The organism is Flavobacterium sp. 123, assembly GCF_003634825.1.
GTDB lineage: Bacteria > Bacteroidota > Bacteroidia > Flavobacteriales > Flavobacteriaceae > Flavobacterium.
Genome location: NZ_RBXD01000001.1, coordinates 458,463 through 482,525, shown reverse-complemented (window position 1 = coordinate 482,525; position 24,063 = coordinate 458,463). Strand labels below are relative to the sequence as shown.

Below are 24,063 nucleotides of genomic sequence, written 5' to 3'. Positions count from 1 at the left end.
CACACATTTGTCAATTTTCGAAATTATCTCATTTTCAAATTAGCTTTTTTTCAATTTATAATTGTATTTTTGCCACGTTTTTTAAACTACTACATTACAAACAACAACAGAATGAATCAAACGAAATATATTTTTGTTACTGGCGGTGTGACTTCTTCTTTAGGAAAAGGAATTATAGCGGCATCTTTGGCGAAATTATTACAGGCAAGAGGATATAGAACAACTATTCAAAAGTTCGATCCTTATATTAATGTTGACCCAGGTACTTTAAATCCATACGAACACGGAGAATGTTATGTGACTGATGATGGTGCAGAAACGGATTTGGATTTAGGACATTATGAGCGTTTTCTTAATGTTCCAACTTCTCAAGCGAACAATGTTACCACAGGTAGAATTTATCTTTCGGTTATTGAAAAAGAAAGAAGAGGAGAGTTTTTAGGGAAAACAGTTCAGGTTGTTCCTCATATCACCAATGAAATTAAGGATAGAATGCAATTGCTTGGGAAATCAGGTGATTATGACATTGTTATTACTGAAATTGGTGGAACTGTAGGGGATATTGAATCATTGCCTTATATCGAATCTGTTCGTCAATTGGTTTGGGATTTAGGAGAAAATAATGCAATTGTAATTCACCTTACTCTTGTTCCATATTTAGCTGCAGCTGGGGAATTGAAAACAAAACCAACACAGCATTCGGTTAAAACTTTAATGGAAAGTGGTATAAAAGCAGACATTTTAGTTTGTAGAACGGAGCACGAAATTTCAGATGAAATCCGTAATAAATTAGCTTTATTTTGCAATGTTAAGAGAGAAGCTGTTATTCAATCTATTGATGCCTCAACTATTTATGAAGTCCCTAACTTGATGTTAGAAGAAGGACTTGATGTGGTAGCATTGAAAAAATTAGATTTGCCTAAAAAAGCGGCTCCAGATTTGAAAAACTGGAATACGTTTTTGAAGCGTTTAAAAAACCCAAAACATACCGTAAATATCGGTTTGGTTGGGAAATATGTAGAAATGCAAGATTGTTACAAGTCTATTTTAGAAGCGTTCATTCATGCTGGTGCAGCGAATGAAACTAAAGTAAATGTGATTTCAATCCATTCAGAATATATTGATGCCTCAAATGTAAATGAAAAATTAGCGGGATTAGATGCGATTCTTGTTGCTCCAGGTTTTGGAGAAAGAGGAATTGAAGGTAAAATTGAAACCGTTCGTTATGCACGAGAAAATAAAGTACCGTTTTTCGGAATTTGTTTAGGAATGCAAATGGCAATTATTGAGTATTCAAGAAATATTTTAGGTCTTGCAGATGCTAATTCAACTGAAATGAATGAAAACACTTCTAATCCAGTTGTTAACTTGATGGAAGAGCAAAAAACAATCACTGATAAAGGTGGAACAATGCGTCTTGGAGCTTGGAAATGTGATTTGAAATCAGATTCTTTGGCATACAAAATTTATGGAAAAGCTACTATTTCAGAGCGTCACCGTCACCGTTATGAATACAACAGTGAGTATGTAGATCAATTGCAAAAAGCAGGTTTGATAGCTTCAGGAATTAATCCAGATACAGGTTTGGTAGAAATTGTTGAGATTGAAAATCATCCATTTTTTATTGGTGTACAATACCACCCTGAATATAAAAGTACAGTAGCTAATCCACATCCTATATTTGTGAGTTTTGTAGCAGCAGCTGTTAAAGCAAAGAAAAAATAACAAAAGGAATTAGTTTTCAACAACTTTGGAAATTTAAACCTTAACCCTTTTTACTATTATAATGGAAGAAAAAAAATTAGACCTTAATTCGATTATAGGTTTTGTATTGATTTTTGGGATCTTGATTTGGATCATGTACAAAAATAAACCTGACGAAAAGGCAATTGCGGCTGAGAAAGCCAAAAAAGAATTGGTAATTAAGGAGGCTAAAGCCAAAGAGCTAGCTAACAAAGCTGTCGCAAATGCTACAATTGCTGTTGCAACAACTGGCGATTCTACACAATTAGCTCAACTACAAAAAAGCTTAGGTAATTTTGCATATTCTGCGACACTTCCTTCTGCGAAAGGTGATTTTACTATCATCGAAAATGAATTAGTGAAATTGAAAGTAGCTAATAAAGGAGGATTTATTGTTGAAGCTATTCTGAAAAAATTTGAGAAATTTGAGAAAGGTTCAGGGGAATTAGTTGAATTGATAAAAGACAACAATTCTAACTTGAATTTACAATTGTTCACTGCTGACAATCATACTTTGAATACTAAAGATTTGTATTTTGAACCAACAATTACTAAAGTTGGTGCAGATCAAGTATTGTCAATGAAATTGAAAGCGGGAGCAAATGCCTTTTTAGAATACAAATACATATTGAAACCAAATGACTACATGGTTGGTTTTGATATTCGTTCACAAGATTTGAATAAAGTTTTGAACACTTCAAAACCATTAGATTTAGAATGGGGCTTAAAAACATTCAGAACAGAAAAAAGTATCTCTTACGAAAACCGATATACGCTGCTTAATTATGAGCATGAAGGAGATAAGTTTAACAATGTTTCTGGAACAGGAAAAGATAAAGAAGAGACTCCTGAAAAAGTGAATTTTATCGCTTTCAAACAGCATTTCTTTACCACAATATTATTGACGAACACACCATTTGAGAAATCAAAACTTCAGTCTGATAATCTTGTTGCTGATGAAAAAGTGGATACTGTATTTGTAAAACAATTCAAAGCAACTGTGCCTTTAGCTTATACAAACGGCGAAGTTGATTATAAAATGAGTTGGTATTTTGGACCTTCTGATTACAAGACTTTAAAAGCATATGATAAAAATCTAGAGAAAATTATTCCATTAGGTTGGGGGATTTTCGGATGGATTAACAAATTTATTTTTATTCCATTATTTGGATTTTTAAGTTCGTATATCGCTTATGGAATTGCCATCATTGTATTTACAATTTTGATAAAAATAGCGATGTCACCTATTACTTTTAAATCATTCTTGTCACAAGCCAAGATGAAAGTATTGCGACCAGAAATTACAGAATTGGGTGAAAAGTTCAAAAAAGACCCAATGAAAAAGCAGCAAGAAACTATGAAGTTGTATAGTAAAGCTGGAGTGAATCCTATGGCAGGTTGTATTCCCGCTTTGATTCAGCTTCCGTTTATGTACGCATCGTTTCAGTTTTTTCCATCTGCTTTTGAATTAAGACAAAAAAGTTTCCTTTGGGCAGACGATTTATCTTCTTTTGACCAAGTAGTGAAATTGCCTTTCCACATTCCGATGTATGGAGATCACATTAGTTTGTTTCCAATACTTGCTGCTATAGCTATTTTCTTCTATATGAAAATGACTTCTGGAGATCAACAGATGGCGGCTCCTCAACAAGAAGGTATGCCAGATATGGCTAAAATGATGAAATATATGATTTATATTTCGCCAATTATGATGTTGATTTTCTTCAATAGTTATGGAGCAGGATTGAGTTTGTATAACTTTATTTCGAACTTAATTACAATTGGAATTATGATTGTAATAAAAAGATACTTTATCGATAGTGATAAGATTCATGCTCAAATTCAAGAGAATAAATTGAAAGAGCCGAAAAAACAAGGTAAGTTCCAACGAAAACTTCAAGAAGTAATGGAACAAGCTGAGGCGCAAAAAGCGGCTCAACAAAAGAAAAAATAATTTAAAAAAGCTCTCGTTTTCGAGAGCTTTTTTTTGTTCTAAAAATTAGAGAACGGGTAATAATACTTTGTCAATAGCATGAATGACTCCATTAGAGCATTGTACATCGGTGATAATAATATTAGAAATCCTATTGTTTGCATCTTTGATTTTTGCCCCACCGCTTAGCTGTATGGTAAATGTTTGAGCTGGTGTTAGGATTGGAGTTACTATTTGTCCCTCGGTTAAACTTGCTGCTAATACATTAGCTGGACTTACCACATGATATTGTAAAACTTTAGTCAAGTTTGCTGCTGAAACACCTGCAATTCCTCCAGGAGCCAATTCCGTATCTAAGGAAGTAAAAGCTGCATTTGTTGGGGCAAAAACGGTAAATGGATCCGTGCCTGATAATGCAGTTATAAAATTGGGCTCACCTGAACGATTCAGTACACTAACTAAAGTACTAAAGTTTGCATTTGCTGCTGCATGAGTTACAATAGTAGGTAAGTCAATAACTTTGTCTACTATGTGAATAATTCCATTAGAAGCCATAATATCAGCACTTGTAACGGTTGCAATTCCATTTAGCTTTACTCCGGAAGATGTGTTGACATACATACTCAATGTGTTGGTGGTTGATGCGGAACCCTTAGCTAAAGTTTTTATGTAGCCAGTGGCTAAATCTGTTGATTTCACAGTACCTGAAACAACATGATTTAATAAAATTTGAGTCAATACTTCTTTTGGTACATCATTTATTGTTGCGTAAGGAGTTGTTGCAAGAAAAGTTGCAAATGCTTCGTTAGTAGGTGCAAAAACTGTAAACGGACCAGACCCTTGCAATGTAGTCGCTAATTGAGCTTTTACAAGCGCTTGAACCAAAATGCTTAAATTTGCCGTCGCAGATGCTTTTCCAGTTATAGTGTTATCTACAACAACATTGTCATTATCGTTATCACACGATACTACTAAGATTGAAAATAATGCAATCATAGCTAAATTTCTAATTTTAGATACATTTTTCATAGTCTATATTGTTTATTTGTTTCTTCGAAAGTAATAAATTGATTCTTTATTTTGTTTAATTATTTTATAAAAATGATAAACAAAATTAAAATTTATTATTTTTTTAAGGCTTGTTTAATTTATTATTCTATTAGTAATAAGTTAGTTTTAATGTATTGATAATTAGATTTATATGTTTTTACTGGGTTTTTTAATATATGATTTCTAAAAAATAATAATAAGATGCTTAAACATTTTAAAGAATGATGTATTGTAAGTACTTCTGGTGTTAAATCAACGATATTATTAAACAGACAATTTGGATCTATAATTCAGAATTGCCAATCACTTTTGCAGCGACTCAAAAGAATAGAGTAGTATATTTGTGAAATAGTACGGTAAGGAATAACTGTAATTAGTAAGTTAACTAAAATAAAAAGTAGATTATCATTTTATGGTAATACTAAAACACAAAGAAATAATGAGAAAATATAAGATTAGTTTTTTTACACTTTTGATGTTGGTTTTTTTTAGCCAAAATATTCTATCGCAAACAGATTTCAACAAGTTAGATGAAAAAGGCAAAAAGCATGGTGTTTGGAAAGGTGTTTATGAAGAGTCCAAAAGACCTCGATATCAAGGCGTATTTTCGCATGGCAAAGAAGTAGGTCTTTTTAAGTTTTTTGACGATACAAAAGCAGGAGATGTTATAGCAACAAGAGAATTCATCCCTTTGAATAACGAAGCCTATACTGTTTTTTACGACCAAAGCAAAAATAAAGTAAGTGAAGGAAAAGTCGTGAATAAATTATTTGAAGGGCAATGGAAATATTACCATCGCGCTTCAACAAAAATAATGACTATCGAAAACTATAAAAACGGAAAATTAGAAGGATTACGAACCGTCTTTTTTCCTGATGGTAAAATTGCTGAAGAAATGAATTTTAAAAATAATTTGAAAGAAGGGATTTATAAAAAGTATACGGAGAAAGGCATTGTTTTAGAAGAATCATTTTTTAAAAATAATGACTACAATGGTAAAGCCATTTTTAGAGATACAGATGGAAATGTGGCTTCAAGTGGATTTTTTGTGAATGGAAAAAAAACGGGTATTTGGCAATTCTTCGAAAAAGGAAAATTAATCAAAGAAATGGACATGAGTTTTTCTGAAAATAGTACAAAAGCAAGTCCTAATTAAGTCTTTATTAACTGTCCTACTTTTGCGAATCTTTTTTGTAACTTTGCACCCTTGTAAAATTATAATTATTTGAAAATGAAACGTGTTGTTGTAGGTCTTTCAGGTGGTGTGGATTCAAGTGTTGCGGCTTATTTGTTGCAACAGCAAGGGTATGAAGTAATCGGTCTTTTTATGAAAAATTGGCACGATGATTCGGTTACCATTTCGAACGAATGTCCTTGGTTAGAAGATAGTAATGATGCACTCTTAGTAGCTGAAAAGCTAGGAATTCCTTTTCAAACAGTTGATTTAAGCGAAGAATACAAAGAAAAAATTGTGGACTATATGTTCAACGAATATGAAAAAGGGCGTACTCCAAACCCTGATGTTCTTTGTAATCGCGAAATAAAATTTGAAGTTTTCATGAAAATTGCCTTGAGTTTAGGCGCTGATTTTGTGGCAACAGGACATTATTGTAAAAAAGGAGAAATTGAAGTAAATGGTCAAAAAGTATATCAATTGCTTGCAGGAACTGATACCAACAAAGATCAATCCTATTTCCTTTGCCAATTATCACAAGAACAATTAGCGAAGTCATTATTCCCAATAGGCGAATTAACAAAACCTGAGGTTCGTGAGATAGCTGCTCAGATGGATTTGATTACCGCTGAAAAGAAAGATTCGCAAGGATTGTGTTTCATTGGTAAAGTTCGTTTGCCTGAATTTTTACAACAAAAATTACAACCGAAAGAAGGTTTAATTGTTCAAATTGATAAAAATAATTCGGTATATACTACCCCAAAACAAGAAGGATTAACTCTTGAAGAAGAAGTAGTAGCTGCAGCTAAAAAGATTGCTTACACGCCAGATATGGGTAAAGTTGTAGGGAAACATCAAGGCGCTCATTATTTCACTATTGGGCAACGTAAAGGTTTAAATGTGGGTGGAACTACTGATCCATTATTTATAATTGCTACTGATGTTGTCACAAATACTATTTACACCGGTTTGAGCAGTCAACATCCTGGATTGTTTAGAAGCGCCTTATTTATAGAAAAATCAGAAGTACATTGGATTCGTAAAGATTTGGCTTTGAAAAACGGAGAAACTATGGATGTTATGGCGAGAATTCGTTACAGACAACCGTTACAAAAAGCTACACTTCATCAATTTGAATCGGGCATGTATATTTCTTTTGACGAACCTCAATCTGCTATAACGGAAGGGCAATTTGTAGCTTGGTATGATAATGACGAGTTGATAGGCTCAGGAGTTATATCTTAATTTTATTTTTAAGAATTAATAGCATTCGTGTAATTTAATAGGTTGTTATTTTAAAAGTCATTAACAGACTTTTTTAACAAATAGATTTTAAATACTTTATTATCTTTGAAGTACCCCTTAATCTATGAACATGAAAAAGCTACTACTACTGTCCCTTGTTTTTTTTGTTTCCATATCTGTTTTTTCTCAAGAAGATGCTTGGGTTTATTTTAAAGATAAACCGAATGCTCAACTGTATTATGATTCTCCTTTATTAATGCTTACGCAAAGAGCTTTGGATAGGAGGACAAACCAAAATATAGTTTTGGACTTGAAAGATATTCCAATTGACCCATTATATATAAGTCATATAAAAAATTCAAATGGAATAACGGTTTTAGCTAAATCAAAATGGTTGAATTCGGTTCATGTTCGAGGAACTCAGGCTGATATTAATTCGTTGGCACTTTTGACATTTGTTGATCGAATAGATTTTGCAGATAAAACACTCAATCAGACAGGAAAAAAACCAATTGTAAAAAAGTTAACTAAAGTCAATAAAATTCAAAAAACCAAAGTTGATTATGCTTACGGTACTTCTGCCAATCAAATTCAGATGCTTAATGGACAGGTTTTACATCAACAAAATTATACAGGTTCTGGAAAAATAATAGCCATAATGGATGCTGGATTTCCAGGTGTAAATTCAACCCAACCTTTTCAACGATTAATTAATAACAATCAGATTTTAGGCGGTTATAATTATGTTTTGAGAGATTCTAATTTTTATACTGGTGATTCACATGGTACATCAGTGCTTTCTTTGATGGGAGGCTACAAAGAGAATTCATTAATTGGTACTGCTCCAGATTCTTCCTATTATTTATTCATTACTGAAGATGACACATCTGAAAACCCAATTGAAGAATCACTTTGGGTTGAAGCAGCAGAAAAAGCGGATAGCCTAGGCGTTGATATTATAAATACATCTTTGGGATACTTTGATTATGATAATCCAGCTTACAGTCATACTTACAGCGAAATGGACGGCGCAACAGCTTATATGTCTCGTGGAGCAGTAATTGCTTTTAGTCGGGGAATGATTGTGGTTGCTGCGGCTGGAAATTCTAACAATGATGGTGATCCTAATACAGATTCACATATTGCAGTGCCAGCGGATGCGGCAGGAGTAATTGCTGTTGGTGCTGTAAATTCAACGGAGATGCTTACATCTTTTAGTTCTATCGGCCCATCATATGACAACAGAATAAAACCAGATGTTGTAGCTCAAGGACAATCTGATTATGTTTCGGATGAATTTGGAAATATAGTAACGGGTAATGGAACTTCATTTTCAAGTCCAATAATGGCAGGGATGATAGCGTGTTTGTGGCAGGCTTTTCCTAGTAAGACAAATGCTGAAATCAAACAATTGATTCTAGAAGTATCTGATCGATTTGCAAATCCTAACAATTTATATGGATATGGAATTCCTGATTTTAGTTTGGCCTTGTCTAATGGATTGTCTGTAGATCAGGTATCTAAAAATGACGCATTGATTTATCCAAATCCGACTAATGATTTAGTATCAATTGTGCTTCCTACTAACGGTAGTAAAGGGACTTTTGTGATGTATACTATTTTGGGACAAAAGGTTTTAGAAAAAAACATATCAGGTCAATCCGTTGTCATTTCATTAAAAACGTTGAATAAAGGAATGTATTTATATAAATTAGAATCCGATATTTACGCTACAACTGGAAAAATAATTAAAAATTAAAAATTCTGATTTCTATATGAATAAAATTACAACACTTTTTAAGATTAAATATCCTATTATTCAAGGAGGAATGATTTGGAACAGTGGATATAAATTGGCAAGTGCGGTTAGTAATTCTGGTGGATTAGGATTGATAGGAGCAGGTTCTATGTATCCTGAAGTATTACGGGAACATATTCAGAAATGTAAAAAAGCAACTTCAAAACCTTTTGGTGTAAACGTTCCGATGTTGTATCCTAACATAGAGGAAATCCTAAAAATTATTGTTGATGAAGGCGTTAAAATTGTTTTTACTTCAGCTGGAAATCCTAAAACTTGGACTTCTTATTTGAAGGAAAAAGGAATTATAGTGGTTCATGTAGTGAGCAGTTCCACTTTTGCTTTAAAAGCTCAAGAAGCTGGCGTTGATGCTATTGTTGCCGAAGGTTTTGAAGCTGGTGGACACAACGGTAGGGAAGAAACTACGACGCTCACTTTGATTCCGATGGTTAAGGAAAAAATAAAAATTCCTTTGATTGCGGCTGGCGGGATTGCTACTGGCCGAGCGATGCTTGCGACCATGATTCTAGGGGCAGATGGGGTTCAAGTAGGTAGCCGTTTTGCTGCATCAGTTGAATCTTCAGCTCATGAAAATTTTAAAAATGCTATTCTAAATGTAAAAGAAGGGGACACACAAGTTACTCTAAAGGAATTAGCGCCTGTACGATTGATTAAAAATAAATTTTATCAGGATGTACAACATTTGTATGAAAAATGTCCGACAAAAGAAGAATTGAGTCAATTATTAGGTCGTGCAAGAGCAAAAAGAGGTATGTTTGAAGGTGATTTGGTCGAAGGTGAATTGGAAATAGGACAAATTGCAGGGGTAATACATGAAATTAAACCAGTAAATGCCATTATAGAAGAAATGATAGCTGACTTTCAAGCCGCTAAAGTTGAACTAATACAATTTGATTTTTAATTTTTAGATATGAGTAAAACAAAAATATATATACTACTTCTTTTTTTAGGTTTAGGTTTTCAAAAATCATACAGTCAGGTTTATAAATTTAAAACCTCTGGTTTTAGTGTTTTGGAAAAAACTGAAAAAGGGAAATGGGGAAAATGGTCAGACTTAGAATTGGTTAATATTTTAGTTTCTTTGGATACCAATAAAAGCAGAATTGTTGTCTATTCTCAAATTATTCAATTATTCGAAATTATTGATTATCAAGATAGGACAGAAAATGATACTGATATTGTGTACACTTTTACGTGTAAAGATAATGATGGAGTTGATTGTACTCTTTCAATCATAACCAGAAAAAAACAAGACAATAGGAAGCAGTTGTATATTAATTATGATGACCGAATTATAGTGTACAATATTTTTAATATGTAACAAATGATAAAGTCGCTAACGAGAGCGACTTTATTATAAAAAAAAGAGACGATATTATTCGATATCTTTTATGAATTCATCGTACTCTAAATAAAACAATTCTAGCGCACTCATTTTTTCATTATAAAAATCAAAAATAGCATCCCAATAGTTTCGATTGCTAACGCCTACACCTAATTTTTCAACCCAAATGCGGCTTATAACTTTTCCGCTTTCAAGGGTAAAGTCTTTTTCGAAAACTAAATCCTGAATGAATTCTTCTTCTAAAATGTTTTTTAAAGCCTCTAATTTTTCAAAATAAGCAATTCTTTTAATATTGTTTCGTGGTTCTATATCAATAAGTACTTGCGCTTTTTTATTATCAACATAAAATTTAAAGGAGAAGTCCTTGATTTTGGTATCATATAATAGCCATTTTCGAGGATATTTTTCTGCGAAAGCAATCCAGAATTCACGCTTTAATCGTTGGGTTTCTTCTTTACTGTACATTTTTAGTGACTTTTTGGTTCTAGAAAAGTTGTTAAATTGTATTTTCTAAACTATATTTATATGCTATTTGTTTGCAAAAATAGACTTTGATTATGGATTTCCAAGAATTTTTACAGTATGTTCCCAAATTAATTGAAGCAAGACTTCCAGCTTTTGATGCGCATATCAAAATGGCTCCTTTGGAACGAATAGAAAGCTTGAAAAGGAATCAAAGTGGGGATAAAAATCCAAGAATTGCTGCTGTAATGATGTTGTTTTATCCTAAAAATGACAAAACACATTTGGTTTTAATTCTTCGTAATTCATATAAAGGAGTGCATTCGGCACAAATAGCATTTCCAGGAGGTAAATTTGAGCAAGAAGATGAAAATTATGCTACTACTGCATTGCGGGAGACTCATGAAGAAGTAGGGATTCACCCGGATAAAATTGAGATTGTAAAAACATTTACAGAGTTGTACATTCCCCCAAGTAATTTTATAGTACATCCTTTTTTAGGAATTTGTAAAGAGCAAATCACTTTCAGACCTGATCCTAGTGAAGTGGCTGATATTATTGAATTACCACTTTCTGTTTTTTTGAGCGATGCTATTATTGTGGATACAAAGTTAACAACATCATACGCGAATGATATTAGCGTTCCAGCTTTTGAAATTGAAAAACACATCGTTTGGGGAGCAACTGCGATGATGTTGAGTGAATTAAAAGAAGTTCTGAAATCAGTTATAGATAATCGGTTTTAGGATAGTTGAAGGTGAAAATGTAAATTGCAACAAGAATAAATTTCGTATGTTTGCTCGTTAATAAAAAATACAATTAATTATATGGGATTGTTTAAGCGAAATCCTTTTGGTCATATACTATTTATAAAAAAATGGCTTATCCGAATTTTCGGAGCCATTACACATAGACGTTATCGAGGGTTTAATGAATTGCAAATAGAAGGTTCTGAAATCATAAGAACTTTGCCAGATAACAACGTACTTTTTATATCAAACCATCAAACCTATTTTGCAGATGTTGTTGCGATGTTTCATGTTTTTAATGCGAGTTTGAGCGGTAGAGATGACACTATTAAAAACGTATGTTACCTTTGGCAACCTAAAATGAATATTTACTATGTTGCTGCCAAAGAAACAATGCAAGCAGGATTATTACCTAGAATTTTGTCTTATGTTGGAGCTATAACAGTAGAACGAACTTGGCGCTCAAAAGGTGTTGATGTAACGGAAAAACGAGATGTAAATCCTAATGATACTGAAAATATTAAGATTGCCTTAGCTGATGGTTGGGTAATTACTTTTCCGCAGGGAACTACAAAATCGTTTAAACCTGTTCGTAAAGGAACGGCTCATATAATCAAGCAGCATAAACCAATTGTAATTCCAATAGTGATTGATGGATTTCGTCGTTCGTTTGATAAAAAAGGTCTTAGGATGAAAAAGAAGGGAATTCTTCAATCGTTTATTATCAAGGAGCCATTGGAAATTGACTATGAAAACGATACTATTGAGGAAATTGTAGAAAAAGTAGAATTTGCCATTGAGCAGCATCCTTCTTTCTTAAAAGTAATTCCTGCTGAAGCGTTAAAAGAACAAGAAGAATTAGATAAAACCCGTCAATGGGAATATTAATAAAAAAGAGCTTATGTAAATAAGCTCTTTTTTTATAAAATCATAAATCTATCTTTTTTAGTTCTTTGTAATTAGCATACAACCTTCGGAGTAGGATTCCGTAAAGGAGTCTGTAGAACAACCAAAAAATACCAAAAAAAGTAGCAATTGTCAAAAGTAGAATGCCTATTGTGATTCCCAATACTTTTCCGTCGTTAGCAATTTTATCTCTTAATATACTTACATCAGGATTATATGCAAAAGCAATTCCGAATCCAATAAATAAACTCAGAAGTAGCATTCCAAGATTGTACCAAACATAACACTGAACCGTTTTTCGTGTCTTTAAAATATCTTTCATCAACTGCTTAGTCGAAACAGTAGCCGAAATATTGATGTAATTTTTATAAAACAAATAAATAAAAACGAGTATTACACCGTAATTAAAAATCGTCAAAACTTCAAAATATTGAATTAATTCATCGTGTTTGATTTTCTTTAAATCATCATCTAAATTAAAAACAAAATTGATTGACACCCATAATATAACTTCCAAAATGCTAATAATCAAGATTCTCTTCACGATTGAAGAGGACTTTTTATGGATCATTTTGTAAATTTCTTTTTCGCTTACTTGTTCAAAAGAGGCCTCACTCTTTTGCCAGTCTTTTTTTAGTAAATCCAGCTCTTTCATGATTCTAATGGATTTAGTATTTTTTTTAATTTACCTTTAATTCTATTCATTTTCACTCTAGCATTTACTTCACTAATTCCTAATGTTGTGGCAATTTCTGTATAATCTTTGTCTTCCAAATACATAAAAACGAGGGCCTTTTCTATGTCATTCAATTGGTAAACTGCTTTATATAAGAGTTTTATTTGTTCTTCTTCTTCGTAATTGTAGTCTATATTAGTAGTGAAATGTTTTTGACCTTCAAACGCAACAGTATTTATAGATCGTTTGGTTTTCCGGTAAAGCGTTATTGCTGTATTTAGTGCTACTCTGTATGTCCAAGTTGAAAACTTGCTATCTCCTCTAAATTTAGGGAATGCTTTCCAGAGTTGAATGGTAATTTCTTGAAACAAATCCTTGTGCGCATCTTCACCATTAGTATACAATCGACAAATCTTGTGGATTATATTCTGGTTTTCTTGCAATTGCTTTACAAAAGAATGTTCTAAATTATCACTCATATAAACATTAGTAACCTAAAAAATGATTTTGTTACAAAGAAAGTAATACTATTTGAGGTGTAAAATTTTACTCTCTAAAAAGTATTCTTCTATTTAATAAACTAGCGCTACTAAAATTTATAAATCTTTATTTTTATAATAATTAACCATCAAATTCACAAATTTACTATACCCTTCCATGCCGTCTTTTTGCTGATTTAATTTCAGGAAATTGTCATAAAAAAAATGAAATCCTTTTTCGATTGGAGTTTCATACTGCTTCCAGAAATCCTCACTTTCTTTATAGTTTTTCAAAATTCCTGGATGGATAGTTTTTAGTAATTGGTTAAATATTTTTTCATTTCTGACATGCCAATTTGCCAAACAATAATTCAAAGCAAAACTATATCCAGAATATTGAAAGTATAAATTATCGTTTTTTACCGAAGCCATAAATCCAATAAAATTGCATTCACTTTCGCTGGAATATCCCATTTGATGTGCCATTTCGTGTGAGCTTGTGGTTGGGGAATTGTACATTGGCATCAAATAATTGACCTGTGCTTCATTGGTAAACGGATTCAAATAACCTCCAAATCCCATATAGGTTAGCGGTAGGCTAATAAGAGACTTTTTTGCGCTTAAATTTTTATAAGTAAAATAAGGATAGTCTTTAGCCAAGTTTTTATAACCACTTACATTCATTTCAAAAACCTGTTCTTGCGAGTAGGGAAAAACCACTTTCGAGCTGTCGTTTTTCGTGATTTGGTGTTGGATTAAATTCGTTTTAGCGATTATTTTTTTAGTGAAAGCTAATAAATCTGCATCAGAATAGTCTCTTTGAATGTTCATTTTTTCAAAAAGCGGTTGCCTGTAATAATTGAATCCCCAAAGCAAATGAAACAAGAAATAAAAAACAGAAAGGAAGTTTAAAATGCTTAAAATGTTGTTTTTCCATGCCAATTTCCATGATTTTCTTTTGTTCCAAAACCAAAGTAAACTACTAATAATGACAACTAAATAAATACAGTCTCCAATAGAGAATGGAATTTTTCCGAATATAACTCTTGAAAAATTAGAAAGTATCGGGTATAAACCATTGCTGTACAGCTGTTCTGTCAGTTCTGGGAAGAATGGAATAAGCTGCAGAACTACTATTTGAACAATTAAAAAAGAAGGGAGAAAATATTTTGCTTGCACATTGTAAATTTTAATACTGTAAATATAATTACAATACTTCTTAGTGTAATTAAAAATATTTTTTTACCAGCTAGAAATATAAACTTTGTAACTTTGGAGCTTAGAAATGTTAAACTTCAAACAAATATAAATGAGTCAAGAAATAAGAAATCTAGAGCCAAAAGCACTATGGAATAAGTTTGCCGATTTGAATGCGGTTCCTCGTCCTTCTAAAAAAGAAGAACGTGTTATTGAGTTTATGAAAAACTTTGGAAATAGTCTTGGTTTAGAAACTTTTGAAGATGAAATTCGTAACGTAATCATTCGTAAACCAGCGACTGCAGGAATGGAAAACCGAAAAGCAATTGTGCTTCAAGGGCATTTGGATATGGTACACCAAAAAAATGCGGATACCGTTTTTGACTTTGATACACAAGGAATCGATATGTATGTTGACGGAGATTGGGTACGCGCTAAGGGTACAACATTAGGCGCTGACAATGGTCTTGGTGTAGCTACTATTATGGCTATTTTGGAGAGCACAGATATTCCACATCCGGCAATTGAAGCTTTGTTTACCATTGATGAAGAAACAGGAATGACAGGCGCTTTGAACCTAAAAGGAGGGATTCTTCAAGGACAAATTCTTTTGAATTTAGACACCGAAGAAGATGATGAAATTGATATTGGTTGTGCAGGAGGAATTGATGTTACAGCAACTGCTGAATATGATGAGGAAGAAACTCCGGAAGGTTCAGTAGGATATACTATTACCGTTAAAGGTTTGAAAGGTGGACATTCTGGAATGGATATTCATAAAGGTTTAGGGAATGCTAATAAAATCATGAACCGATTATTGTTTGATGGTTTTGATAATTTTGGTTTACAAATCGCTGAAATAAAAGGAGGAAGTTTGCGTAATGCGATTCCTCGTGAAAGTCAAGCGAAAGTTATTATTGCTGAAGTGTATGCTGAAGCGTTTGTTTTTGATATGCAGCAAATTGTTAATGAAATAAAAGTGGAGTTCAAAACTACTGAACCAAATCTTGAAGTGGTTTTTGAAAAATTGAAAACTGTTCCAACTAAAATAATGCCTTCAATTGCTCAGTTTTACTTTGTTAGAGCCATGTATACTGCTCATAATGGAGTGTATAGAATGAGTGCTGATTTTGATAATTTAGTTGAAACCTCTAATAATATTGCTAAAGTGGTAGTAGGGGATGGACAACTTTCTATTCAGTGTTTAACACGTTCTTCTGTAGAAACTTCAAAATTTGATTTGGCTAATGCCTTGCGTTCTGCTTTTGAATTAATGGGTTGTGAAGTAGAATTTTCTGGTTCCTATCCAGGCTGGACGCCAAATTCAAAATCAGAAATATTAGATGTTTTGGTAGGGATTTATGAAAAACAAAATCATGAAAAGCCAAAAGTTGTTGCTTGTCACGCTGGTTTAGAATGTGGAATTTTAGGAACTAATTATCCAGATATGGATATGATATCTTTTGGACCAACGATTCACGGAGCACATTCTCCAGATGAAAGAGCGAGTATTTCATCAGCTCAGAAATTTTGGAAATTTGTATTAGAAATTTTAGCTACTATTCCAGTTAAATAGTATTCAGTATTCGGTATTTAAAAAAAATAGTGTTCAGTATCAAAACGAAACTGAACACTAAATTTTAGTCTCTTTTTGGACTATTTTTCTTTTCTCTTTTTTCTTCTTTCTTTTCTTTAGCCGTTTTAAGCGGTTCTTTCTTTACTGTTTTTTTAGCGTCTTGACTTTTTGCCATGATATGTTTTTTTAGATATTAATTCGTTATTATTTAAGTAAATGTAAACGATTTCTTTTTTGCAAATGGTTTTCTACAAATAAAAAATTCCAAATTAGTTTAGTAATTTGGAATTGTTTTGTTTGAACGGTTCTAAAACGAAACTATTATTTCTTTTTTAATACTTTATATTCTTCATAGCAAGAGCTTATAGCATCCATGATTTGTAAATCATTTGCAGTCTGTATAAAAGATTCAGAGTAATTACAGCGCTGTAATATTTCAGCAATTTCTTTTACATCAACACCTAATAGCACGGCGATCATTTCTCTGTCAAACTTAGATTCCAGAAGCGTTCTGACAGTATCATCTTTCTTCATTTCTTTAAGTTTTTTGAGCTCTTTTGGGTTTTTTCCAAAGAAATTATAGAGAACATCAGCGGGGTTGAATATGGATCCTAAAACTCTTCCAAATGCATTAGGGGAATATTCGCCAGCTTCATAACCTTGTGTTAATCCTGATATGCTATAACGGTAGTTTTCTTTTGTGGGAATTAATTTGGTGTCAACTTCTAAATAACCAGTTAAGTTAAAAGGTCTTATGACTACTTCTTCAAGCGCAATTGCTTTTTCGGTAAGTCGGATTTTAGTAGTTTTATTTTTTATCCAATCGTTTGTAACTCTGACTCTTAGGGATTGAAATCCTAAAATTGTAAAGTGTAAAGTATCGTTTGGCTGTACGTTTATTTCAAAATATCCATTTGAATCTGTAGTTGCACCTCTTACTTTATTGACATTTATAATGTTTACATTTGGTAAAGGCTGATTCGTAATATCATTGATTATAGTACCAGAAACTCTTTGGGAAGGTTCTACATCTTGAGCAACAGCAGTTACTGATAGAACCAAAAAAAAGAAAACTACAAAATATTTCATAAGCTAATTTAAAACTTTAAAAGTAATAAATCAGGATTAAATATTTTGTAGTTTCTATATAATTATAAGAAAATTAACAGTAGATGTTAGTCTCTTCTTGGTCTTCTTGGTCTTGGTGAATCACCAAAGCTTTCCGAACGTCTTGGCGCTCTTTCAGAAGAACCTTCTCTAGAACCTCTATCTGATGAAAAACCACCTTCTCTTCTTGGAGCAGATCCTCTGTCGCTTCTGAAACCACCTTCTCTTGGAGCGGAATTTCTATCGCTTCTAAAACCACCTTCTCTTCTTGGAGCAAAATTTCCTTCTCTTCTTGGAGCTGAACTTCTTCCACCAGAATTTCTTCCGTTATGGTCACGTCTTCCACCACCGTCATTTTTAGAAATCTCAACATTGATTCTACGTCCTTCTAATTGTACGTTGTTCAATATTTCCATTACTTTATCTGTGTGTTCTGGATCTGTATTAAAGAAAGAGAAACCTTCTTTTACGTCTACTTTGAATACATCGTCACGACCTAAGTCTAATGTTTCTTTCAAGTAATCTTTTAATGACATCCAATCAAAATTATCTCTTGAACCAATGTTCACGAAATATCTTGTTGCACCACCATTATTATTTTCTCTTGGAGCTCCATCTCTATCGTCACGCTCACGTCTGTCAGAACCTGAAGATTGAGAAGAAATATCTCTTGTTTTCTTGTAATAATTGATAAAACGGTTAAACTCTACAGAGACCATTTTTTTGATTAGTTCTTCTTTCGATAAACCTTCAAGTACATTATTAATTGCAGGAAGATAGTTATCAATTTCGTGATCAACTTCTGTGTCTTTTATTTTGTTAGCCAAGTGCAACAATTGAATTTCACAGATTTCAATTCCAGAAGGAATTGTTTTTTCCTCAAATTTTTGTTTGATGATTCTTTCGATAGAAGAAATTTTACGTAATTCACTTTTAGTTACAATTACAATAGAAGTTCCTAATTTACCAGCACGACCTGTACGACCTGAACGGTGATTGTACGTTTCGATTTCGTCAGGTAATTGGTAATTTACTACGTGAGTAATATTATCAACGTCAATTCCACGAGCAGCAACATCAGTAGCTACTAACATTTGGATTTGTCTTCCACGGAAAGATTTCATTACACCATCACGTTGTGCTTGGGATAAATCTCCATGCAAAGCGGCAGCGCTATACCCATCTTCAATCAATTTTTCGGCAACAGCTTGTGTATCACGTTTTGTTCTACAAAATACTACTGAGAAAATGTCTGGATTAGCATCAGCTAAACGTTTCAAAGCTTCGTAACGATCACGTGCATTTACAAGGTAAAATTCGTGAGAAACCGTTGCTGAACCTGAGTTTTTAGCACCAACTGTAATTTCTAAAGGATCGTGCATGAATTGTTTTGCAATTCGAGCAACTTCTTGTGGCATTGTTGCAGAGAACAACCATGTACTTTTTTCGTCTGGAGATGTAGAAAGGATGTTTACGATGTCTTCGTAGAAACCCATGTTCAACATTTCGTCAGCTTCGTCAAGAACACAATAGTTGATTTGAGAAATGTTTACCAATCCTCTGTTAATCATATCTTGCATTCTACCTGGAGTTGCAACAATAATTTGTGCGCCTCTTTTAATGTCTCTTGCTTGCTCTGTAATACTAGCCCCACCGTAAACTGCTACTACATTAATACCTTTTTCGTATTTAGAGTAGTTTTTAATTTCGTTAGTAATCTGTAAACAAAGTTCACGTGTTGGAGATAAAATTAATGCTTGTGTATTTCTGTTGTTGGCATCAATTTTCTGAATTAGCGGAAAACCAAAAGCTGCTGTTTTCCCTGTCCCTGTCTGAGCCAACGCAACCATATCTGTGTCTTTTTCCAATAATAGGGGAATCGCTTTCTCCTGTACTTCGGTCGGATTTTCAAATCCTAGATCTAAAATCGCCTTCAGTAACGATTCACTCAATCCTAATTGTTCAAATTTATTCATATGTATTTTTAAAATAGGGTGCAAAATTACTGTTTATAATCCATATAAACTAATGCTATTTTAAGATTTAATGTTTTATTATAATTTGATTATCAGAAAGTTATAATTGAAATTTGAAATTTTGAATTTAGGATTTATAATTTAAGGGTATAATTTCGTCTATAAATTTAAAAATTTGAATAAAAAATGTTGTATTTAAAACAATTATTCGATTGCTTTTAAAAACGCTATTAATAGTTGAGTAGCTTTTCCTCGATGACCTATTTTATTTTTGATTTCTAATGGTAATTGGGCAAAAGTTTCTTGGTATTCTTCGGGTTGAAAAATGGGATCGTAACCAAAACCTTTATTTCCAAATTTTTCTAAAGTAATTTCTCCTCGAACAATTCCTGTAAACAATTCCTGTTTTCCTTTTAGATTCAACGCAATTACAGTTTTGAATTGTGCTTTTCGGTTTGAACTATCCTTTAGTGCTGCTAATAATTTATTCATGTTATCATCTGCGTCGCGTTGTTCTCCAGCGTATCTGGCAGAATACACTCCTGGTGCTCCATTTAATGCGTCCACTTCAAGTCCAGTATCATCTGCAAAACAATCAAATCCGTATTTTTCAGAAACATAATTAGCTTTCAAAATAGCATTTCCTTCAATAGTATCGGCAGTTTCAGGTATCTCTTCATAGCAACCGATATCTTCTAAACTTAAAATTTTGATTGTTTCGGGAAGAATGCTTTGAATTTCTGTGATTTTATTTTTGTTGTTAGAAGCGAAAACGAGTTGCATTTTGTTGATTTTGAAATTTAGTTTTCAAAGATACATTTTTAAACAAATGTTTTAAAGTGGAATTTGGTAATTAAGAATGTCAGGTTTTGAGACTAACAGGAGGCTGTGTTAAATGATAGTTAAATCGTTGTTTTTTAAGTATTTAGTTGTATCTTTGAGTGTGGTTTTGATTAATTACTTGCGTATGTCGGTTTTCACAGTAAAACAAGACAACTCAATAGTCAGCTATACGAGTAAAAGTATAAGTTAGATAATGGTAAATCAAAATCAACAACTGGAGGACTATAAACGTCCTCCTTTTTTGTTTAACTATATCGCAATCTTACAAATACATGTTTGATTCCTTTTTTGTCGGAATCTCTTTCGTCTATTTCTAATATATCTGTTAGTGATTTCAACATGGGTGTTAGTTTTGAAAAGCCATAATTTCTAGGATCAAATTCTGGTTTTTTCTTTACAATAAGATTACCTACATCACCAAGGAAAGCCCATCCATCATCATCACAAATATCTTCTATTGTAGTTTCGATTAATTCAATAGTTTGAATATCTATTTTGTTAAGTGATTTTTCTACTGGTTTTTCGGTTAGTTTTTTAGGATCAGATGTGCGTTTTGGTAATTTCTTTTTGATGGCTCCGTCTAAAACCTCAATATAAACAAATCGGTCACAAGCAACAATAAAAGAATTGGGTGTTTTCTTTTCGCCAATTCCTATGACCTTCATGCCAGATTCACGCAAACGAATGGCTAATCGTGTGAAATCAGAATCGCTGGAAACAATGCAAAATCCATCAACTTTATCTGAATATAATAAATCCATAGCATCAATAATCATCGCGGAATCCGAAGAATTTTTACCTACCGTGTAGCTGTATTGTTGGATAGGAGTTATGGCATGTTCTAATAAAACTGATTTCCAGCCTCCTGCATTAGGTTTTGTCCAATCTGCATAAATGCGTTTGGTGGTTGGTGTTCCAAATTTTGTAATTTCTTCCATCATACCTTTTACATTGCTGTAAGGTACGTTGTCAGCATCAATTAGGACGGCAAGTTTTAATTCTTTGTTGTCTGTTGACATAATTTATTGAGATTGATTTTTGCAATTGAAAATTGTAGTTCAAATGTACAAAGTTTCTGGATAAAATAACGCTCTAGCCCTGATAGAAATGGAAATCCTTTTTTTGAGAAAAGCTATTTTTTCCTGATTTTGCAGAACGACCAAAGGAAGTTCCTGCAAAGTTTTGGAAAAAAAGATTTTAGAAAAAAAGATTGTAATGAATAGCAGGAAATTGCTCCTTGAAAATAAATTTGCTTTCAAGAGTATAATAAATTATAAATATTTATTTTTGCAACTTGTAAAAAAAATATAATACTTCAATATATCATGGTAAAAGATTTATTCGAAAGAATTCAAAACAATAAAGGACCATTAGGAAAATGGGCTTCACAAGCGGAAGGTTATTTTGTTTTTCCTAAACTTGAGGGAGAATTAGGACCAAGAATGCAGTTTCAGGGAAAAGATATTTTGAACTGGAGTTTGAATGATTATTTAGGTCTTGCTAATCATCCAGAAGTTCGTAAAGCGGATGCTGATGCAGCAATTGAATATGGAGCGGCTTACCCAATGGGAGCGCGTATGATGAGTGGACACACAAAATACCATGAGCAATTGGAGCAAGAATTAGCGGCTTTTGTAATGAAAGAATCTGCTTATTTATTGAATTTTGGGTACCAAGGAATGGTTTCGATTATCGATGCTTTGGTTACTAAAAATGATGTTATAGTTTATGATGTTGATGCGCATGCTTGTATTATAGATGGTGTTCGTTTGCATATGGGGAAACGTTTTACGTATCGTCATAACGATGTAGAAAGCATGGAGAAAAACTTGCAACGTGCTACAAAACTTGCAGAAGAAAACGGTGGAGGTATTTTATTTATTACCGAAGGTGTTTTTGGAATGCGTGGGCAACAAGGAAAGTTGAAGGAAGTAGTAGAAATGAAAAAGAAATACAATTTCCGTTTACTTGTTGATGATGCTCACGGTTTTGGAACTCTTGGCGCTACAGGAGCAGGAGCAGGAGAAGAGCAAGGAGTTCAAGATGATATTGATGTGTATTTCTCAACTTTTGCAAAATCAATGGCTAACATTGGTGCTTTTGTTGCTGCTGATAAAGATATTATTGATTACTTGAAATACAATTTGCGTTCTCAAATGTTTGCTAAAGCATTGCCAATGATTCAAACTATTGGGTCATTGAAACGTTTAGAATTGTTGCGTCAATCATCAGAAATAAAAGATAAGTTGTGGGTAAACGTAAATGCGTTACAAAACGGCTTGAAAGAAAAAGGATTTAACATTGGTGATACAAATACTTGTATTACACCAGTTTATCTTGAAGGTTCTATTCCAGAAGCAATGATTATGGTGAATGATTTGAGAGAGAATTATGGAATTTTCTTGTCAATAGTTGTTTATCCAGTAATTCCAAAAGGGATTATCTTATTGCGTATGATTCCTACTTCTTCACATACTATTGCTGATATTGATGAAACTTTGGCAGCATTTGAAGCGATTAGAGAAAAATTAGAAAATGGAACGTATAAAGAAATTGCGGAACGTACTACAGTTGACGTTTCATAAGTTTAAATTTTCCGATTTAAAATAAATTAAAAACCCATCTTTTTCAAGATGGGTTTTTTTATGGATTGATTTATAAATATTTTTTGAACGTTTTTCGTCTACAGATAATTTTTGGATCAAAGTTTTTCCAAAGCAAATGAATGGCATGATTATCAGCTAATTCTGGTGTTCGGATGCAGTTTTCAATGCCTTTTTCGGTAAAAGTAGTATGGTATTCTTTGAAAATAATAGCGTGAACTCCTTTGTTTTGATATTCTGGATGTACACCAATAAGATAAAAAGTTACGTCTTTGCTATTGTTTCGGGCATTTAATAAATGAAGAAATCCAAAAGGGAATAATTTGCCATTTGCTTTTTGCAATGCTTTTGAAAAACTCGGCATTACTATAGCAAAAGCTACTAAATTTCCATCTTTGTCTTCTACAAATTTAATGTATTCTGGATTGATAAAACTGATGTATTTTTTTTTGAAATATTCTTTTTGAATATCCGAAATGGCCACAAAAGAGGATAGACTGGCATACGAAGCATTGAATAAATCAAACATTTTGTCTACATAGGGCATGACCTCTTTGGTCTTTTTGAAATTGAGCGCTTTGAGTTGGTAGCGTCTTTTGATTAATTCTTGTGCTTTGTCGAAATACTCTAATTTTACGTTGACAAAAGGGAATTTATTTTCTAAGTATTCCTTTTCGGTTTCGTATCCTAATTGCTCAAAATGATTCGCATAATACGGATGATTGTACCAAGTAATCATAGTGCCAATCTCTTCAAATCCTTCGGTTAAAACACCAACTTTGTCTAAGTTAGAAAAACCCATCGGTCCTTCTACATGTTCTAAATTGTTTTTGCGCCCTAATTCATATACTTTTTCAAGCAAAGCTTTAGTTACTTCAATATCATCGATTACATCAAACCAGCCAAAACGGACTTTGCTTTTTTGTTGGTTGTTTACTTCATCCCAATTAATTATTGCTGCTATTCGACCTACAATTTTGTTGTCTTTATAAGCGATATAAAAGTAAGCTTCAGCATTTTCGAAAGCAGGATTTTTTGTTTTATCAAAAGTTTCTAGTTCGTCAGCAATGATTGGCGGAACCCAGTACTTATTGTTTTTGTATAAAGAAAAAGGGAATTTGATATAATCTGTTAACTCCTTTTTTGTTTTAGCTTCTTGTATTGTAATCATTGAGAAAAT

At 32.7% G+C, this 24,063-nt stretch carries 21 protein-coding genes; 11 read left to right on the top strand and 10 right to left on the bottom strand.

Annotation, left to right across the window (positions count from 1 at the left end):
- Nucleotides 1–111: 111 nt before the first annotated feature.
- A complete protein-coding gene (locus C8C88_RS02230; RefSeq protein ID WP_121336573.1) occupies nt 112–1,725 on the top strand; it encodes a CTP synthase in 1,614 nt (537 codons plus the stop codon).
- 61 nt (nt 1,726–1,786) lie between these two features.
- Nucleotides 1,787–3,697, top strand: a complete 1,911-nt coding sequence (gene yidC, locus C8C88_RS02225; RefSeq protein ID WP_121336572.1) for a membrane protein insertase YidC — start codon at nt 1,787–1,789, stop codon at nt 3,695–3,697.
- A gap of 45 nt (nt 3,698–3,742) precedes the next feature.
- On the opposite strand, the gene C8C88_RS02220 is transcribed toward yidC, so the two are convergent.
- Entirely contained in the window at nt 3,743–4,705 is a 963-nt protein-coding gene (locus C8C88_RS02220) for a fasciclin domain-containing protein (RefSeq protein WP_121336571.1), read from the bottom strand.
- A 460-nt stretch (nt 4,706–5,165) separates the two neighbouring features.
- Here C8C88_RS02220 and C8C88_RS02215 point away from each other — a divergent pair, with 460 nt between their 5' ends.
- From C8C88_RS02215 to C8C88_RS02195, 5 genes are all read left to right on the top strand, one after another.
- Nucleotides 5,166–5,882, top strand: coding sequence for a toxin-antitoxin system YwqK family antitoxin (locus C8C88_RS02215; protein WP_121336570.1), 717 nt, complete (start codon nt 5,166–5,168; stop codon nt 5,880–5,882).
- A 75-nt stretch (nt 5,883–5,957) separates the two neighbouring features.
- Entirely contained in the window at nt 5,958–7,145 is a 1,188-nt protein-coding gene (gene mnmA, locus C8C88_RS02210; RefSeq protein ID WP_121336569.1) for a tRNA 2-thiouridine(34) synthase MnmA, read from the top strand.
- Nucleotides 7,146–7,275: 130 nt separating this feature from the next.
- Complete coding sequence (locus C8C88_RS02205; RefSeq protein WP_121338528.1) at nt 7,276–8,904, top strand: S8 family serine peptidase; 1,629 nt, start codon at nt 7,276–7,278, stop codon at nt 8,902–8,904.
- 16 nt (nt 8,905–8,920) lie between these two features.
- On the top strand, nt 8,921–9,865 hold the full coding sequence (locus tag C8C88_RS02200; RefSeq protein ID WP_121336568.1) for a nitronate monooxygenase family protein: 945 nt from the start codon (nt 8,921–8,923) through the stop codon (nt 9,863–9,865).
- 9 nt (nt 9,866–9,874) lie between these two features.
- A complete protein-coding gene (locus tag C8C88_RS02195; RefSeq protein WP_121336567.1) occupies nt 9,875–10,285 on the top strand; it encodes a hypothetical protein in 411 nt (136 codons plus the stop codon).
- A gap of 54 nt (nt 10,286–10,339) precedes the next feature.
- Here C8C88_RS02195 and C8C88_RS02190 read toward each other — a convergent pair whose 3' ends face one another.
- The gene (locus C8C88_RS02190) at nt 10,340–10,774 is read right to left on the bottom strand and encodes a DUF4268 domain-containing protein (RefSeq protein WP_121336566.1); all 435 of its coding nucleotides are present in this window, start codon (nt 10,772–10,774) and stop codon (nt 10,340–10,342) included.
- A gap of 92 nt (nt 10,775–10,866) precedes the next feature.
- Between C8C88_RS02190 and C8C88_RS02185 the strand changes: the two genes are divergently transcribed.
- Together C8C88_RS02185 and C8C88_RS02180 are read left to right on the top strand one after the other, a co-directional pair.
- Nucleotides 10,867–11,517 (top strand): CoA pyrophosphatase, encoded by a 651-nt coding sequence (locus tag C8C88_RS02185; protein WP_121336565.1) that lies wholly within the window; start codon nt 10,867–10,869, stop codon nt 11,515–11,517.
- A gap of 81 nt (nt 11,518–11,598) precedes the next feature.
- Nucleotides 11,599–12,408 (top strand): 1-acyl-sn-glycerol-3-phosphate acyltransferase, encoded by an 810-nt coding sequence (locus tag C8C88_RS02180; protein WP_121336564.1) that lies wholly within the window; start codon nt 11,599–11,601, stop codon nt 12,406–12,408.
- A gap of 40 nt (nt 12,409–12,448) precedes the next feature.
- Here the strand turns inward: C8C88_RS02180 and C8C88_RS02175 are convergent, their stop codons facing one another.
- The 3 genes from C8C88_RS02175 to C8C88_RS02165 form a co-directional block, all read right to left on the bottom strand.
- Nucleotides 12,449–13,081, bottom strand: coding sequence for a hypothetical protein (locus tag C8C88_RS02175; RefSeq protein WP_121336563.1), 633 nt, complete (start codon nt 13,079–13,081; stop codon nt 12,449–12,451).
- Entirely contained in the window at nt 13,078–13,581 is a 504-nt protein-coding gene (locus C8C88_RS02170) for an RNA polymerase sigma factor (protein ID WP_121336562.1), read from the bottom strand. Before C8C88_RS02170 ends, C8C88_RS02175 begins: the two co-directional genes overlap by 4 nt.
- Nucleotides 13,582–13,698: 117 nt before the next feature.
- Nucleotides 13,699–14,760 (bottom strand): DUF3810 domain-containing protein, encoded by a 1,062-nt coding sequence (locus tag C8C88_RS02165; RefSeq protein WP_121336561.1) that lies wholly within the window; start codon nt 14,758–14,760, stop codon nt 13,699–13,701.
- A 130-nt stretch (nt 14,761–14,890) separates the two neighbouring features.
- Between C8C88_RS02165 and C8C88_RS02160 the strand changes: the two genes are divergently transcribed.
- Nucleotides 14,891–16,354: an aminoacyl-histidine dipeptidase gene (locus tag C8C88_RS02160; RefSeq protein WP_121336560.1), complete on the top strand. Its 1,464-nt coding sequence runs from the start codon at nt 14,891–14,893 to the stop codon at nt 16,352–16,354.
- 321 nt (nt 16,355–16,675) lie between these two features.
- On the opposite strand, the gene C8C88_RS02150 is transcribed toward C8C88_RS02160, so the two are convergent.
- The 4 genes from C8C88_RS02150 to C8C88_RS02135 form a co-directional block, all read right to left on the bottom strand.
- Nucleotides 16,676–17,443 (bottom strand): carboxypeptidase-like regulatory domain-containing protein, encoded by a 768-nt coding sequence (locus tag C8C88_RS02150; protein ID WP_121336559.1) that lies wholly within the window; start codon nt 17,441–17,443, stop codon nt 16,676–16,678.
- Nucleotides 17,444–17,529: 86 nt separating this feature from the next.
- Nucleotides 17,530–19,437, bottom strand: a complete 1,908-nt coding sequence (locus C8C88_RS02145; protein WP_121336558.1) for a DEAD/DEAH box helicase — start codon at nt 19,435–19,437, stop codon at nt 17,530–17,532.
- Nucleotides 19,438–19,641: 204 nt separating this feature from the next.
- Nucleotides 19,642–20,220: a non-canonical purine NTP diphosphatase gene (locus C8C88_RS02140; RefSeq protein WP_121336557.1), complete on the bottom strand. Its 579-nt coding sequence runs from the start codon at nt 20,218–20,220 to the stop codon at nt 19,642–19,644.
- 305 nt (nt 20,221–20,525) lie between these two features.
- The gene (locus tag C8C88_RS02135) at nt 20,526–21,299 is read right to left on the bottom strand and encodes an NYN domain-containing protein (protein ID WP_199711379.1); all 774 of its coding nucleotides are present in this window, start codon (nt 21,297–21,299) and stop codon (nt 20,526–20,528) included.
- 306 nt (nt 21,300–21,605) lie between these two features.
- On the opposite strand from C8C88_RS02135, the gene C8C88_RS02130 reads away from it, so the two are divergent.
- A complete protein-coding gene (locus C8C88_RS02130) occupies nt 21,606–22,865 on the top strand; it encodes an aminotransferase class I/II-fold pyridoxal phosphate-dependent enzyme (RefSeq protein WP_121336555.1) in 1,260 nt (419 codons plus the stop codon).
- Between the two features lie 70 nt (nt 22,866–22,935).
- On the opposite strand, the gene C8C88_RS02125 is transcribed toward C8C88_RS02130, so the two are convergent.
- Nucleotides 22,936–24,054, bottom strand: a complete 1,119-nt coding sequence (locus tag C8C88_RS02125) for a GTP cyclohydrolase (RefSeq protein ID WP_121338527.1) — start codon at nt 24,052–24,054, stop codon at nt 22,936–22,938.
- Nucleotides 24,055–24,063 lie beyond the last annotated feature (9 nt).

Excerpts from the sequence above, each read along its gene's own strand:
- C8C88_RS02230 (WP_121336573.1), top strand. The coding sequence starts at position 112 with ATGAATCAAACGAAATATATTTTTGTTACTGGCGGTGTGACTTCTTCT.
- yidC (WP_121336572.1), top strand. The coding sequence starts at position 1,787 with ATGGAAGAAAAAAAATTAGACCTTAATTCGATTATAGGTTTTGTATTG.
- C8C88_RS02220 (WP_121336571.1), bottom strand. The coding sequence starts at position 4,705 with ATGAAAAATGTATCTAAAATTAGAAATTTAGCTATGATTGCATTATTT.
- C8C88_RS02215 (WP_121336570.1), top strand. The coding sequence starts at position 5,166 with ATGAGAAAATATAAGATTAGTTTTTTTACACTTTTGATGTTGGTTTTT.
- mnmA (WP_121336569.1), top strand. The coding sequence starts at position 5,958 with ATGAAACGTGTTGTTGTAGGTCTTTCAGGTGGTGTGGATTCAAGTGTT.
- C8C88_RS02205 (WP_121338528.1), top strand. The coding sequence starts at position 7,276 with ATGAAAAAGCTACTACTACTGTCCCTTGTTTTTTTTGTTTCCATATCT.
- C8C88_RS02200 (WP_121336568.1), top strand. The coding sequence starts at position 8,921 with ATGAATAAAATTACAACACTTTTTAAGATTAAATATCCTATTATTCAA.
- C8C88_RS02195 (WP_121336567.1), top strand. The coding sequence starts at position 9,875 with ATGAGTAAAACAAAAATATATATACTACTTCTTTTTTTAGGTTTAGGT.
- C8C88_RS02190 (WP_121336566.1), bottom strand. The coding sequence starts at position 10,774 with ATGTACAGTAAAGAAGAAACCCAACGATTAAAGCGTGAATTCTGGATT.
- C8C88_RS02185 (WP_121336565.1), top strand. The coding sequence starts at position 10,867 with ATGGATTTCCAAGAATTTTTACAGTATGTTCCCAAATTAATTGAAGCA.
- C8C88_RS02180 (WP_121336564.1), top strand. The coding sequence starts at position 11,599 with ATGGGATTGTTTAAGCGAAATCCTTTTGGTCATATACTATTTATAAAA.
- C8C88_RS02175 (WP_121336563.1), bottom strand. The coding sequence starts at position 13,081 with ATGAAAGAGCTGGATTTACTAAAAAAAGACTGGCAAAAGAGTGAGGCC.
- C8C88_RS02170 (WP_121336562.1), bottom strand. The coding sequence starts at position 13,581 with ATGAGTGATAATTTAGAACATTCTTTTGTAAAGCAATTGCAAGAAAAC.
- C8C88_RS02160 (WP_121336560.1), top strand. The coding sequence starts at position 14,891 with ATGAGTCAAGAAATAAGAAATCTAGAGCCAAAAGCACTATGGAATAAG.
- C8C88_RS02150 (WP_121336559.1), bottom strand. The coding sequence starts at position 17,443 with ATGAAATATTTTGTAGTTTTCTTTTTTTTGGTTCTATCAGTAACTGCT.
- C8C88_RS02145 (WP_121336558.1), bottom strand. The coding sequence starts at position 19,437 with ATGAATAAATTTGAACAATTAGGATTGAGTGAATCGTTACTGAAGGCG.
- C8C88_RS02140 (WP_121336557.1), bottom strand. The coding sequence starts at position 20,220 with ATGCAACTCGTTTTCGCTTCTAACAACAAAAATAAAATCACAGAAATT.
- C8C88_RS02135 (WP_199711379.1), bottom strand. The coding sequence starts at position 21,299 with ATGTCAACAGACAACAAAGAATTAAAACTTGCCGTCCTAATTGATGCT.
- C8C88_RS02130 (WP_121336555.1), top strand. The coding sequence starts at position 21,606 with ATGGTAAAAGATTTATTCGAAAGAATTCAAAACAATAAAGGACCATTA.
- C8C88_RS02125 (WP_121338527.1), bottom strand. The coding sequence starts at position 24,054 with ATGATTACAATACAAGAAGCTAAAACAAAAAAGGAGTTAACAGATTAT.